The sequence below is a fragment of the Streptomyces sp. NPDC111507 genome, assembly GCF_055638955.1.
In genome coordinates this window covers 240,951-253,964 of sequence record NZ_JBVKBU010000015.1, presented here as the reverse complement: position 1 = coordinate 253,964, position 13,014 = coordinate 240,951, and the positions used below count along the sequence as shown (strand labels likewise).

The following is a 13,014-nucleotide window of genomic DNA, read 5'->3' as shown; positions in this document are numbered from 1 at the left end:
TTGCCGCCGGAGAAGAGGATCACCGGCCGTTCGAACTCGCCCGCGACCTCACGGAAGATGTGGACGGCCTCCGACTCCAGGGCATCCAAGTGCGACAGGGTGAAGGCCTGTTCGACCGTCGCGGAGGTCATACGAGCCCCCTCGCCGCGAGCACCGCGTGCACCGAGTCCGCGGACTCCTCCGGGGTCTGCAGATGCGTATCCAGCGTGAGCGCCGGGTCCAGCGGCGGCTCGTAGGGGTCGTCGACGCCGGTGAGCCCGGTCAGTCGGCCCGCGGCCTGCCGGGCGTACAGCCCCTTCACATCGCGCTCGCTGCACACCTCGACAGGGGTGGCGACATGCACCTCGATGTACGGCGTCCCGCTCGCCTCGTGCCGCTCCCGGACGGCGTCGCGGCTGTCGGCGTACGGCGCGATGACGGGCACCACGGCGAGGACGCCATTGCGCGCGAGCACCTCGGCGACCAGGCCGATGCGCTGCACGTTGGTGTTGCGGTCCTCGCGCGAGAAGCCGAGACCCGCGGAGAGGAACCGGCGGACCTCGTCGCCGTCGAGCACCTCCACCCGGTGTCCCTCCGCCTTCAGACGGGTCCCGAGTATCCGGGCGATGGTCGTCTTGCCCGCGCTCGGCAGGCCCGTGAGCCAGACGGTGGCTCCCTGAGCCCTTGCCGTGGTGGTCATACGTGCGGTCCTCTTCCTGTCCTGGCGTGCGGCTCACGACGCTAGGTAAGAAACATGAGAAGAGGGACGGAGGAGGCTGAGGGTTCCCTTAGCGCCTCATGATGTAACCGAGGTCACACGCCGGTGGGTTCGGTGAAGCGCGCCCCCGTGTCCCGCAGCCGCTCGTGCAGCGCCCGGAACACGGCGGCCGAGCGGACGCCCGGCCAGTCCTCGGGCAGCAGCGCGGAGGGCAGCCCCGGGTCGGTGTACGGGAGGTGGCGCCAGGTGTCCAGGGCGAGCAGATAGTCGCGGTACGCCTCCTCGGGCGGGGTGTCCGCGCGCCGCCGCCAGTCGCGCAGCACGGTCGCGTGCTGGTCGAGGAAGGCCTCGTGCTGCTTGGCGATCGCCGCCAGGTCCCACCAGCGCGCGACCGCGTCCGCCGTCGCCGCGAAGCCCAGGTGCTCCCCGCGGAACAGCTCCACGTAAGGGTCCAGCCGCAGTCGCGCCAGGGTGTGCCGGGTCTCCTCGTAGAGCCGCGCGGGGGCGAGCCAGACGCCGGGGGCCGCCGTCCCGAAGCCGAGACCGGCGAGGCGTGAGCGCAGTACGTGCCGCTTCTGCCGCTCGGACTCCGGCACGGAGAAGACGGCGAGCACCCAGCCCTCGTCCTCGGGGGGCGCCGTCGCGTACACCCGCCGGTCGCCGTCCTCCAGCAGTTGGCGGGCGTCGGGCGACAGCGCGTACCCCGCGCCGCCCGCCGCCGTCCGGGCCGGTTCGAGCAGTCCGCGGCGCTTGAGCCGGGACACCGACGAGCGTACGGAGGGCGCGTCGACGCCGACCGCGGCGAGGAGCCGGATCAACTCGGCCACCGGCACGGGGCCGGGCATGAAACGGCCGTACGCGCCGTAGAACGTGACGATGAGGGACCGGGGGGCGTGCTGCTCTGACACGTTGATCACTCTAGTGCGCGAAGATCACTTGGGGCCGCCGCCGGTGGACAACTCACCCTCCGGCGCGGGCGGCGACAGGGTCTCCCCGCTCGCCGGCGCGGCGTGCGCGCGCAGCCGGAAGCGTTGCAGCTTTCCCGTCGCCGTGCGCGGCAGCGAGTCCAGGAAGACGAACTCGCGAGGACATTTGTACGGCGCCAGCTCGGACTTGAGGAAGGCGCGCAGCGGCTCGGCGTCCTTGCGTGCCCCCTCTCTGAGGACCGCGTACGCCACCACCACCTGCCCGCGCGCCTCGTCGGGCCGCCCCACGACCGCCGTCTCGACCACGTCCGGGTGGCGCAGCAGGGCGTCCTCGACCTCGGGCCCGGCGATGTTGTACCCCGCCGAGACGATCATGTCGTCGGCGCGGGCGACATAGCGGAAGTAGCCGTCGGGGTCGCGCACATAGGTGTCGCCGGTGATGTTCCAGCCGCCGCGCACGTACTCCCGCTGCCGTGGGTCGGCGAGATAGCGACACCCCACCGGGCCGCGCACCGCGAGCAGTCCGGGCTCGCCGTCCGGCACCGGCGTCCCCTCGGTGTCGACCACCCGCGCCTGCCATCCCGGTACGGGGACGCCCGTCGTCCCGGGGCGGATGTGCTCGTCGGCCGCGGAGATGAAGATGTGCAGCAGCTCGGTGGCGCCGATGCCGTTGATGATGCGCAGTCCGGTGCGGTTGTGCCAGGCCCGCCAGGTCGCGGCGGGCAGGTTCTCGCCCGCGGACACACAGCGCCGCAGCGAGGCCGTGTCGTGCTCGTCCAGTTCCGCCAGCATCGCCCGGTAGGCGGTCGGTGCGGTGAACAGCACCGAGACGCGGTGCTCGGTGATCGCGGGCAACAGCTGCTTGGGGCCCGCCTGTTCGAGCAGCAGGGAGCAGGCTCCTGCGCGCATCGGGAAGACGACGAGGCCGCCGAGCCCGAAGGTGAAGCCCAGCGGGGGACTGCCGGTGAAGACGTCGTCCTCGTGCGGCCGCAGCACGTGCTTCGAGAAGGTGTCCGCTATGGCCAGCACATCGCGGTGGAAGTGCACACAGCCCTTGGGGCGGCCGGTGGTGCCGGAGGTGAACGCGATCAGCGCGACGTCGTCGGCGGCCGTGTCGACCGCCGTGAACGGTTCGTCCGGGGCGCCCGTGATGCGCAGCAGCAGGTCGTCGGGCGCGTCCCCGCCGTACGTCGTGATCCGCAGCCCCGGGATCTCCGCCTTCGCCAGGTCGTCGACCGACCGTACGTCGCACAGCGCGTGGGTGACGTGGGCGATGGCGCACATGGTGGTCAGCTCGTGCGAGCGCTGCTGGGCGAGCACCGTGACGGCGACCCCGCCCGCCTTCAGGACCGCCAGCCAGCACGCGGCGAGCCAGGGTGTGGTGGGGCCGCGCAGCAGCACCCGGTTGCCGGGTACGACGCCCAGTTCGGTGGTCAGGACGTGGGCGATCCGGTCCACCCGGGCGAGGAGGTGCCCGTATGTCCACAGATCGCCGGACGGCGTGCGGAAGGCGGGGCGCTGCGGTGGCTTGCCGCCGAGGAGTTCGGTGGCGCAGTTCAGCCGTTCGGGGTAGTGCAGCTCGGGCAGGTCGAAGGAGAGTTCGGGCCACTGCTCGGGGGGCGGGAGGTGGTCGCGGGCGAAGGTGTCGACGTGGGCCGAGGTCGTCGGCTCCAGGGTGTCGCCGTCCATGGAGGTTCGCCCCCTTGTCGTGGTGGGCTCGCAGCGCTCAGCTCGTGGCTCTCGGTGTTCTCGGTGCTCGGCTCTCGGTGCTCTCGGCTCGCGTCTCGCACAAGGAGCGTATCGTGTTGGTGACGACAGTCAACGTCTCGCGATAGCCTGGGGTCCCGCAGTCCGACGGCGGAGAGGGAACCGGCAATGACCGCATTCTCGCTCGATCCGGCACAGACCGCCTGGTGTGCCGAGCTGCGTGCGCTGGCCGAGGAGCGGTTGCGCCCGCTGGCGGAGAAGGGCGAGCCGGGTCACGTCAACCGTGCTCTTGTCGCCGAGTTGGGCCGGCTCGGGCTGCTCGCCCGCCTGTTCACCTCGGGCGCGCTCGATCTGTGCCTGATGCGGGAGTCCTTGGCGCGCGGTTGCACCGAGGCCGAGACGGCGCTCGCCCTGCAGGGCCTCGGTGCGCATCCGGTGCACGCGTACGGCACCCGGGCACAGCGCGAGCGCTGGCTGCCCCGGGTCGCGGACGGCAGCGCGGTGGCCGCGTTCGCGCTCAGCGAGCCGGGCGCGGGCTCGGACGCGGCGGCGCTGGCGCTCCGCGCGGACCGGGACGCCCCGGGGGCGCCTGCTTCCGCACCGGCGCCCGGCGAAGCCGCACCCGCGGCCCACGGGGCCTCGTCCGCGGCCTCTGGAGCGGCGCCCGGAGCCCCCCGAGCCGTGCCTGCGGGCTCCGTAGTCGCGCCAGCGGCCCCCGGCACCTTGCCCACGGCCCCCGGCACCTTGCCCACGGCCCCCGGCACCTTGCCCACGGCCCCCGGCACCTTGCCCGCGGGCCCGGGCACCTTGCCCGCGGGCCCCAGTGCCTCGCCCACGGGTCCCAGTGCCTCGCTCACGGGCCCCGGCACCTTGCCCGCGGATCCCGGTTCCTTGTCCGCCGACCCCGTGTCCTCCGTTGTCGAGGCGCAGGAGTCGCCCGTTGCCGAACGTGACGGCTCGGGGAGCTGGCGGCTCAGTGGGGAGAAGTGCTGGATCTCCAACGCGCCCGAGGCGGACTTCTACACCGTCTTCGCGCGGACCACCCAGGGCGCCGGAGCCCGTGGCGTCACCGCCTTCCTGGTGCCCGCCGACCGGCCGGGCCTCACCGGCACCCCGCTCGACATGCTCTCCCCGCACCCCATCGGCGCCCTCGCCTTCGACGCCGTACCGGTGACGGCGGACGACGTGCTCGGCGAGCCCGACCGCGGTTTCCGGGTCGCGATGCACACCCTCAACCTCTTCCGCCCGAGCGTGGGTGCCTTCGCGGTCGGCATGGCGGAGGCGGCCCTCGCGGCGACGCTCACGCACACGGCCGGGCGTGAGGCGTTCGGCGGCAGGCTGAAGGACCTGCAGACGGTGGCTCACCAGGTCGCCGAGATGGCGCTGCGTACGGAGGCGGCCCGCCTGATGGTCTACGCGGCGGCGGCGGCGTACGACGAAGGGGCCCCGGACGTGCCCCGGCGCGCGGCGATGGCGAAGCTGCTGGCGACGGAGACGGCCCAGTACGTGGTCGACGCGGCCGTCCAACTGCACGGCGCCCGTGCCCTGCGCCGCGGCCATCTCCTCGAACACCTCTACCGGGAGGTCCGCGCGCCCCGTATCTACGAAGGCGCCAGCGAGGTCCAGCGGGCGGTCATCGCCAAGGAGCTGTACGCGTCGGTGGAGGCCCCGTGAGCGTCGAGAGCCTGGAGGTCCAGTGAGCACCGAGCGCGTCAACCCGCCCGAACTCTCCCCGCCCACCGGCTTCTCGCACGCCGTCGTCGCCACCGGCACCCGCGTGGTCTTCCTGGCGGGCCAGACCGCGCTGGACACGGACGGGAAGGTGGTCGGCGAGACCCTCCCGGAGCAGTTCGAGAAGGCGCTGACCAATCTGCTGACGGCGTTGCGGGCCGCGGGCGGCACCCCGGCCGACCTCGCGCGGGTCACGGTCTACGCCACCGATGTCGCGGACTACCGTGCGCGGGCCCCCGAACTAGGCCGCGTCTGGCGGCGGTTGGTGGGACGGGACTATCCCGCGATGGCCGTCGTCGGCGCCGCCCGCCTCTGGGACGAACAGGCCCTGGTCGAACTCGACGGTTTCGCGGTGCTGCCGTAGCACCCCGCTCCCGGAACTCCCGGAGGGACTAGGCGGCGACGGCCAGCCGCTCGGCGAACACCCGGTGCGGAGCGACCACGCTGCCGTCGGGGAGCAGTTCACCGCTGTCGTCGAAGACGATCGCGCCGTTGCACAGCAGGCTCCAGCCCTGCTCGGGGTGGGCCGACACGATGTGCGGAGCCTTGGAGTCCGCGGACGGGCACAGAGTTTGGTGGGAACACATGACGCACCTCCACGTCGGATGCGATGAGTGTCGACGGCACTGTCGCCGCCTCGCATAGGTAAGACCATGCTCCCGCGGCGAACTCATCGGAACCGCCGGTCGAGAAGCGTGACAACACGCGGACAACTCTCGAACGTTCCCATGACGCACGGACTCGACCCGCGACGGACCGGACCCGCCATGGACGGTACGCGCCTGGACCGGACCCGCCGTTCACCGAACTCGCCGTATACCGGACTCGCCACCAAAGGGGTGAGGATCACCGCCTCGGGCCTGTGCGCCCGGTACCTCTGGAGCCCGCCACGTTCCAGGAGGTACCTCATGCCCTTGCGCCAGGTCTCCGGCGCGGCCACCGGCGCCGTGCTCCTGCTGCTGTTCGCCCCGTCCGCCGTCGCCGTGTCCGTCGGCGCCCTGTCGGACCCGTCCGAGACGGTCACCGTCGACCCGACCGGTCACCTCGCCGCCGACGGAACCGTCACCCTCTCCGGCACCTACCGCTGTCTGAGCGGTACGGGGCCGGTGCTGGTCTCCTCGTCGGTGTCGCAGGGCGACCCCCGGATCCGCTACGGCATCGGCGGCAGCGCGGCGGTCTGCGACGGCGCGGAGCACCGCTGGACCAACTCGGAGAAGCGCACACCCGGCACCCTCGCACCGGGCGCCGCCCATGTCGAGGCCACCCTGATGGAACTGAGCCCCGCCCTGGGCGGTCTGCCGCTGCCGCTGTTCCACGCGCTCCAGCAGCAGGACATCACCCTCATGGAGGGCTGAGCCGGCGCACGGGCCGGACGGGACGGCACACGGTGGGCTCGCCAAAGGACGACGCGAAGTCCTCCCCACGGTGAGCCCCATCACCTTCCGTTCGTCCTAGATGTCCCGGAACGTCTCGATCTGCGCTCCGATCGAGTTGAGCCGCTCGGCCAGGTCCTCGTAGCCGCGGTTGATGACGTACACATTGCGCAGCACGGACGTGCCGTCGGCCGCCATCATCGCCAGGAGCACGACCACGGCGGGGCGCAGCGCGGGCGGGCACATCATCTCGGCGGCGCGCCAGCGGGTCGGGCCTTCGACCAGCACGCGGTGCGGGTCGAGCAGTTGCAGTCGGCCGCCGAGCCGGTTGAGGTCGGTCAGGTAGATGGCCCGGTTGTCGTAGACCCAGTCGTGGATGAGGGTCTTGCCCTGCGCGGAGGCCGCGATGGCCGCGAAGAACGGCACGTTGTCGATGTTCAGGCCCGGGAACGGCATCGGGTGGATCTTGTCGATCGGCGCCTCCAGCTTGGAGGGCCGTACCGTCAGGTCCACCAGTCGCGTTCGGCCGTTGTCGGCGAAGTACTCCGGGGTGCGGTCGTGGTCGAGGCCCATCTCCTCCAGTACCGCGAGCTCGATCTCCAGGAACTCGATCGGCACCCGGCGCACCGTCAGCTCCGACTCGGTGACCACCGCGGCGGCGAGCAGGCTCATCGCCTCGACCGGGTCCTCGGAGGGCGAGTAGTCCACGTCCACGTCGATGTTCGGCACGCCGTGGACGGTGAGTGTGGTCGTGCCGACGCCCTCCACCCGTACGCCGAGTGCCTCCAGGAAGAAGCACAGGTCCTGGACCATGTAGTTGGAGGAGGCGTTGCGGATGACGGTCACGCCGTCGTGGCGGGCGGCGGCGAGCAGCGCGTTCTCGGTGACGGTGTCCCCGCGCTCGGTCAGCACGATGGGCCGGCCGGGGGAGACGGCCCGGTCGACCTGGGCGTGGTAGAGGCCCTCGGTGGCGGCGATGTCGAGCCCGAACCGCCGCAGCGCGATCATGTGTGGCTCGATGGTCCTGGTGCCGAGGTCGCAACCGCCCGCGTACGGCAGCTTGAAGGTGTCCATGCGGTGCAGCAGCGGGCCGAGGAACATGATGATCGACCGCGTCCGGCGGGCGGCCTCGGCGTCGATCGCCTCCATGTCCAGCTCGCTCGGGGGCACGATCTCGAGGTCGACCCCGTCGTTGATCCAGCGGGTGCGGACGCCGATCGAACCGAGCACCTCCAGAAGGCGGTAGACCTCTTCGATCCGGGCCACCCGGCGCAGCACCGTGCGCCCCTTGTTCAGGAGCGTCGCGCACAGCAGTGCGACGCACGCGTTCTTACTGGTCTTGACATCGATCGAGCCGGACAGACGACGTCCGCCGACCACGCGCAGATGCATCGGACCCGCGTAGCCCAGAGAGACGATTTCGCTGTCCAGGGCTTCACCGATTCGGGCGATCATCTCAAGGCTGATGTTTTGGTTGCCGCGCTCGATGCGATTGACGGCGCTCTGACTTGTGCCGAGTGCCTCGGCGAGCTGCGACTGTGTCCAGCCCCGGTGTTGCCGGGCGTCACGGATGAGCTTGCCGATGCGTACGAGGTAGTCGTCTGCCATGGCGCGACCGTATATCTGATGTGAGATAAAGAGAAACGGAGCGCACCCGTCCGAGTAGTGGCCTACAGCACACCGCACCCACAGGGGAGTTCGGGTGCGGCGCCGTGGCGGCACGGCGAGTTCGCTCAGCGCTCCCGCCGGCGCGTCGTGCGCCGCCAGCCGAAGGGGCCCGGCAGATCCATCGACGTGGTGCGGCGTCCACTGCTGTTGCGGGTGTGGTGCGGCCCGTGCCGGCCGCCCGTGGTGATCGACCACGAGCGCCGGTTGATGTTCAGCCGCACCCCGGGAAGGATGCGGAAGCTCTTGCGGAACGTGAGCGGCATGGTTGGTCCCCCTTGGGGCGGTTCACGGCATTTCTGTCGTTTCGTGGCGCCGACTGTGGCGCGTCCCGTCCCCAGTACCCCGAAGCGGGCGATGGTTGCCTGCGAACTCCCGACGTGTTCAGCCTCGTTCGGCCGCCCCGCGCTCCACGAGCATCTGGGTGCCGATGACCCCGAGGAGGGCGACCTGTTCGGCGTCCCGCGTTCCCGGCTCGGCCGTGTAGACCATGACGTGCAGGTCGCTGCCCGCGACGCTGAGCACGTCGCAGTCGAGCGTCAGGGGGCCCAGCTGCGGATGGTCGATGGTCTTGCGCGAGGCCTTGTGGTGGCCCACGGCCTCGGACTTCCACAGCTCGTCGAACCGGTCGCTGTTCGCGCGCAGATCCTCGATCAGGCGCCGCAGCCGCTGGTCCGTCGGATACCTGCGCGCGGTCGCGCGCAGGTCGGCGACCACGGTGGTCTCGAACTCGCGCCGTGCCTCGGGGGTGTGGCGGACGTGGGTGCCCGGGCCCACGAGGTTGCGCCACACCGCGTTGCGCTCGTTGCCGCGCCAGCCGGACGGGTCGCCCATCAGGGCCGCGTACAGCGGGTTGGCCAGCAGCAGGTTCCATGCCGCGTCGAAGACCGCGACGGGCGTTGTGGTCAGCCGGTCCAGCATCCGGTGCACGCCGGGGGTGATGTGGGCGGGCACCGTGCCGCGTCCGGGCGGGACCAGCCCGGCGAGATGGAAGAGGTGTTCGCGTTCGGCGCCGGACAGCCGCAGCGCCCGGCCGAGCGCCTCGACGATCTGCTCCGACGGGTTGCTAGCCCGGCCCTGTTCGAGGCGGGTGACATAGTCGACCGAGATCCCGGCCAGCAGGGCCAGCTCCTCGCGGCGCAGTCCGGCCGCGCGCCGGTGCCCGCCGACGGGGAGCCCGGCCGCCTCGGGGGAGACCCGGTCCCTCCAGCGCCGGACCGTCCGCCCGAACTCCGTACTCGCCATGCCCCCACTGTGCACCGGTCGGCCCGCCCGTGCCTGGTACTGGCAGTGCCAGGCACGGGCGGGCCGGACCCGCGACCGCCTGCCCCGCCCCGTCCCGAGCGCGGTGTTCCCCGCCCCGGGCGCCGTCGACAGGGTGTCGCCGTGCCCGCGTATCCGCCGATGCCGGCACTCCTCGAGACCGCCCGGCTGACGCCGCGGCCGTGGTCCGACTGCGATGCCGAGGGTCACGGCGCGCTCTTCGCGGAACGGGGCGACGGGCCGCTCCCGGTCGAACGGAGCCGCGAGATCATCGCGGCCCAGCTCACCGCGGCGGCGTCGACCGGCATCGCCCTGCTGCCCGTCGACCGCCGCGACACGGGCGCCTTCATCGGCTACCGCGGGCTCCTCGTCGGCCGGACCTCCCTCGGCGAAACCCGAGATCGCGTACGAGTTGTTCCGGAGCGCCCACGGGCACGGCTATGCGACCGAGGCGGCCGCCGAGGTGCTCGCCGCCGCGGGCGCGACCGGGCGCGGGCGGGTCTGGGCGACCGTGCGCACCTGAACGCTCCGTCGTTCCGTGTCCTCGAAAAGCTCGGGTTCGAACGCGACCACGTCTCGGCCGACGACCGCGGCGAGCTGGTGTGGCTCACGCGCGCGCTGCCCCGGGCGCGCCGGAGTGACTGACGGCAGGTCGACAGCATGCCGGGCATGACCCGGGGGCGCCCATGTACTAGAGTTATCTCGACATCGAGATATCTGCCGAGGTGCACCGCAGCCGCACGGTGTCGTCGGGTCCGAGAGTAAGGCTTACCTAACTTAGCCTTACCTTAGCGGATCGGCCAAGACGTCGTGGCGGCAGGATGCGGTGGGAACGCGCACATCAATGAAGGAGACTGTCGTGTCGGCGAACAGCTTCGACGCCCGCAGCACGCTGCAGGTGGGCGACGAGTCGTACGAGATCTTCCGGCTGGACAAGGTGGAAGGCTCGGCTCGCCTTCCGTACAGCCTGAAGGTGCTGCTGGAGAACCTGCTCCGCACCGAGGACGGCGCGAACATCACCGCCGACCACATCCGGTCCATCGGCAACTGGGACTCCCAGGCGCAGCCCAGCCAGGAGATCCAGTTCACGCCCGCCCGCGTGATCATGCAGGACTTCACCGGCGTGCCCTGTGTCGTCGACCTCGCCACCATGCGTGAGGCCGTCAAGGAGCTCGGCGGCGACCCGGCGAAGATCAACCCGCTGGCCCCGGCCGAGCTGGTCATCGACCACTCCGTCATCGCCGACAAGTTCGGCACGAACGACGCGTTCGCGCAGAACGTCGAGCTGGAGTACGGCCGCAACAAGGAGCGCTACCAGTTCCTGCGCTGGGGCCAGACCGCCTTCGACGAGTTCAAGGTCGTCCCGCCGGGCACCGGCATCGTCCACCAGGTGAACATCGAGCACCTGGCGCGCACGGTCATGGTCCGTAACGGCCAGGCGTACCCCGACACCCTCGTCGGCACCGACTCGCACACCACCATGGTCAACGGCCTCGGTGTGCTCGGCTGGGGCGTCGGCGGCATCGAGGCCGAGGCCGCGATGCTCGGCCAGCCGGTCTCCATGCTCATCCCGCGCGTCGTCGGCTTCAAGCTGACCGGTGAGCTCACCCCGGGCACCACCGCCACCGACCTCGTGCTCACGATCACCGAGATGCTGCGCAAGCACGGCGTCGTCGGCAAGTTCGTCGAGTTCTACGGTGAGGGCGTCGCCGCCACCTCGTTGGCCAACCGCGCCACCATCGGCAACATGTCGCCGGAGTTCGGCTCGACCGCCGCGATCTTCCCGATCGACGCAGAAACGATCAAGTACCTCAAGCTCACCGGCCGCAGCGAGCAGCAGCTCGCGCTCGTCGAGGCGTACGCCAAGGAGCAGGGCCTCTGGCTCGACCCGGCCGCCGAGCCCGACTTCTCCGAGAAGCTGGAGCTGGACCTCTCGACGGTCGTCCCGTCGATCGCCGGCCCGAAGCGCCCGCAGGACCGGATCGTCCTGGCAGGCGCCGCGCAGCAGTTCGCGCAGGACGTGCGCAACTACGTCGACGAGGACGACGAGGCGGGCAAGGAGTCCTTCCCGGCCTCCGACTCCCCGGCCACCGTCAACGGCGTACCGACCCGTCCGACCACGGTCACCGCCCCCGACGGCTCGACCTACGAGATCGACCACGGCGCGGTGACGGTCGCGGCCATCACCTCCTGCACCAACACCTCGAACCCGTACGTCATGGTCGCCGCCGCGCTGGTGGCCAAGAAGGCGGTCGAGAAGGGCCTGACCCGCAAGCCGTGGGTCAAGACCACCCTCGCCCCCGGCTCCAAGGTCGTCACCGACTACTTCGACAAGGCGGGGCTCACCCCCTACCTCGACAAGGTCGGCTTCAACCTCGTCGGCTACGGCTGCACCACCTGCATCGGCAACTCCGGCCCGCTGCCGGAGGAGGTCTCCAAGGCCGTCAACGAGCACGACCTCGCCGTCACCTCGGTCCTCTCCGGCAACCGGAACTTCGAGGGCCGCATCAACCCCGACGTCAAGATGAACTACCTGGCCTCCCCGCCGTTGGTCGTCGCGTACGCGCTCGCGGGCTCCATGAAGGTGGACATCACCAAGGACGCGCTGGGCATCGACCAGGACGGCAAGCCGGTCTACCTGGCCGACATCTGGCCCTCCGAGGCCGAGGTCAACGACGTCGTGGCGAACGCCATCGGCGAGGACATGTTCAACAAGTCCTACCAGGACGTCTTCGCGGGCGACGCCCAGTGGCAGGCGCTGCCGATCCCGACCGGCAACACCTTCGAGTGGGACCCGCAGTCCACCTACGTCCGCAAGCCCCCGTACTTCGAGGGCATGGCGCACGAGCCGTCCCCGGTCACCGACATCGCCGGTGCCCGTGTGCTCGCCAAGCTGGGCGACTCGGTCACCACCGACCACATCTCCCCGGCCGGCGCCATCAAGGCCGACACCCCGGCCGGCAAGTACCTCACCGAGCACGGTGTGGAGCGTCGTGACTTCAACTCCTACGGCTCGCGCCGAGGCAATCACGAGGTCATGATCCGCGGCACGTTCGCCAACATCCGCCTGCGCAACCAGATCGCGCCGGGCACGGAGGGCGGCTACACCCGCGACTTCACCGTCGAGGGCGCGCCCGTCGCGTTCATCTACGACGCCTCGCGCAACTACATCGAGCAGGGCACCCCGCTGGTCATCCTGGCCGGCAAGGAGTACGGCTCCGGCTCGTCCCGCGACTGGGCCGCCAAGGGCACCGCGCTCCTCGGCGTCAAGGCCGTCATCGCCGAGTCGTACGAGCGCATCCACCGCTCGAACCTCATCGGCATGGGCGTCCTGCCGCTCCAGTTCCCGGAGGGCGCCACCGCCGAGACCCTCGGCCTCACCGGCGAGGAGACCTTCTCCTTCACCGGCGTCGAGGAGCTCAACAACGGCACCACCCCGCGCACGGTGAAGGTCACCACCGACACCGGCGTCGAGTTCGACGCGGTCGTCCGCATCGACACCCCCGGCGAGGCGGACTACTACCGCAACGGCGGCATCATGCAGTACGTGCTGCGCAACCTGATCCGCAAGTAGCCGATCCGGTACGGCGGCCGGGCCGCACTCCTCTTCGGAGGGGTGCGGCCCTTCGCATGCGACGGCACGTCCGCGCGC

Annotated in this window: 11 protein-coding genes and 2 pseudogenes; 5 read left to right on the top strand and 8 right to left on the bottom strand. The window is 71.1% G+C overall.

The window, feature by feature from the left end:
• The 4 genes and pseudogenes from ACZ7M2_RS40930 to ACZ7M2_RS40915 all read right to left on the bottom strand — a co-directional run.
• Positions 1-131 (bottom strand): annotated as a pseudogene (locus ACZ7M2_RS40930) (sulfate adenylyltransferase subunit CysD); the annotation flags it as partial.
• Positions 128-679, bottom strand: coding sequence for an adenylyl-sulfate kinase (gene cysC, locus ACZ7M2_RS40925; protein WP_471599638.1), 552 nt, complete (start codon positions 677-679; stop codon positions 128-130). The gene cysC and the pseudogene ACZ7M2_RS40930, both read right to left, overlap by 4 nt.
• A gap of 113 nt (positions 680-792) precedes the next feature.
• A complete protein-coding gene (locus tag ACZ7M2_RS40920; RefSeq protein WP_471599637.1) occupies positions 793-1,614 on the bottom strand; it encodes a PaaX family transcriptional regulator in 822 nt (273 codons plus the stop codon).
• Positions 1,615-1,629: 15 nt separating this feature from the next.
• The gene (locus ACZ7M2_RS40915; protein ID WP_471599636.1) at positions 1,630-3,312 is read right to left on the bottom strand and encodes an AMP-binding protein; all 1,683 of its coding nucleotides are present in this window, start codon (positions 3,310-3,312) and stop codon (positions 1,630-1,632) included.
• Positions 3,313-3,498: 186 nt separating this feature from the next.
• On the opposite strand from ACZ7M2_RS40915, the gene ACZ7M2_RS40910 reads away from it, so the two are divergent.
• Both ACZ7M2_RS40910 and ACZ7M2_RS40905 read left to right on the top strand, forming a co-directional pair.
• On the top strand, positions 3,499-5,004 hold the full coding sequence (locus ACZ7M2_RS40910; RefSeq protein WP_471599635.1) for an acyl-CoA dehydrogenase family protein: 1,506 nt from the start codon (positions 3,499-3,501) through the stop codon (positions 5,002-5,004).
• Between the two features lie 22 nt (positions 5,005-5,026).
• Positions 5,027-5,425 (top strand): RidA family protein, encoded by a 399-nt coding sequence (locus ACZ7M2_RS40905; RefSeq protein ID WP_471599634.1) that lies wholly within the window; start codon positions 5,027-5,029, stop codon positions 5,423-5,425.
• Between the two features lie 28 nt (positions 5,426-5,453).
• Here ACZ7M2_RS40905 and ACZ7M2_RS40900 read toward each other — a convergent pair whose 3' ends face one another.
• Positions 5,454-5,648 carry a DUF5999 family protein gene (locus ACZ7M2_RS40900; protein ID WP_054234032.1) on the bottom strand — a complete coding sequence of 65 codons (195 nt, stop codon included), beginning with the start codon at positions 5,646-5,648 and terminating at the stop codon, positions 5,454-5,456.
• A 321-nt stretch (positions 5,649-5,969) separates the two neighbouring features.
• On the opposite strand from ACZ7M2_RS40900, the gene ACZ7M2_RS40895 reads away from it, so the two are divergent.
• Positions 5,970-6,416 (top strand): DUF6299 family protein, encoded by a 447-nt coding sequence (locus ACZ7M2_RS40895; RefSeq protein ID WP_471599633.1) that lies wholly within the window; start codon positions 5,970-5,972, stop codon positions 6,414-6,416.
• 96 nt (positions 6,417-6,512) lie between these two features.
• On the opposite strand, the gene ACZ7M2_RS40890 is transcribed toward ACZ7M2_RS40895, so the two are convergent.
• From ACZ7M2_RS40890 to ACZ7M2_RS40880, 3 genes are all read right to left on the bottom strand, one after another.
• Complete coding sequence (locus ACZ7M2_RS40890; RefSeq protein ID WP_352048029.1) at positions 6,513-8,042, bottom strand: helix-turn-helix domain-containing protein; 1,530 nt, start codon at positions 8,040-8,042, stop codon at positions 6,513-6,515.
• Between the two features lie 125 nt (positions 8,043-8,167).
• Positions 8,168-8,365, bottom strand: coding sequence for a DUF4236 domain-containing protein (locus tag ACZ7M2_RS40885; RefSeq protein ID WP_471599632.1), 198 nt, complete (start codon positions 8,363-8,365; stop codon positions 8,168-8,170).
• Between the two features lie 118 nt (positions 8,366-8,483).
• Positions 8,484-9,344: a helix-turn-helix transcriptional regulator gene (locus ACZ7M2_RS40880; protein ID WP_471599631.1), complete on the bottom strand. Its 861-nt coding sequence runs from the start codon at positions 9,342-9,344 to the stop codon at positions 8,484-8,486.
• A 141-nt stretch (positions 9,345-9,485) separates the two neighbouring features.
• Between ACZ7M2_RS40880 and ACZ7M2_RS40875 the strand changes: the two are divergent.
• Together ACZ7M2_RS40875 and acnA are read left to right on the top strand one after the other, a co-directional pair.
• Positions 9,486-10,007: pseudogene (locus ACZ7M2_RS40875) on the top strand (GNAT family N-acetyltransferase).
• Between the two features lie 214 nt (positions 10,008-10,221).
• Entirely contained in the window at positions 10,222-12,936 is a 2,715-nt protein-coding gene (acnA, locus tag ACZ7M2_RS40870) for an aconitate hydratase AcnA (protein WP_471599630.1), read from the top strand.
• Positions 12,937-13,014: the final 78 nt, after the last annotated feature.

Coding starts and splice junctions, on each gene's coding strand:
- cysC (WP_471599638.1), bottom strand. CDS start 679: ATGACCACCACGGCAAGGGCTCAGGGAGCCACCGTCTGGCTCACGGGC.
- ACZ7M2_RS40915 (WP_471599636.1), bottom strand. CDS start 3,312: ATGGACGGCGACACCCTGGAGCCGACGACCTCGGCCCACGTCGACACC.
- ACZ7M2_RS40910 (WP_471599635.1), top strand. CDS start 3,499: ATGACCGCATTCTCGCTCGATCCGGCACAGACCGCCTGGTGTGCCGAG.
- ACZ7M2_RS40900 (WP_054234032.1), bottom strand. CDS start 5,648: ATGTGTTCCCACCAAACTCTGTGCCCGTCCGCGGACTCCAAGGCTCCG.
- ACZ7M2_RS40895 (WP_471599633.1), top strand. CDS start 5,970: ATGCCCTTGCGCCAGGTCTCCGGCGCGGCCACCGGCGCCGTGCTCCTG.
- ACZ7M2_RS40890 (WP_352048029.1), bottom strand. CDS start 8,042: ATGGCAGACGACTACCTCGTACGCATCGGCAAGCTCATCCGTGACGCC.
- ACZ7M2_RS40885 (WP_471599632.1), bottom strand. CDS start 8,365: ATGCCGCTCACGTTCCGCAAGAGCTTCCGCATCCTTCCCGGGGTGCGG.
- ACZ7M2_RS40880 (WP_471599631.1), bottom strand. CDS start 9,344: ATGGCGAGTACGGAGTTCGGGCGGACGGTCCGGCGCTGGAGGGACCGG.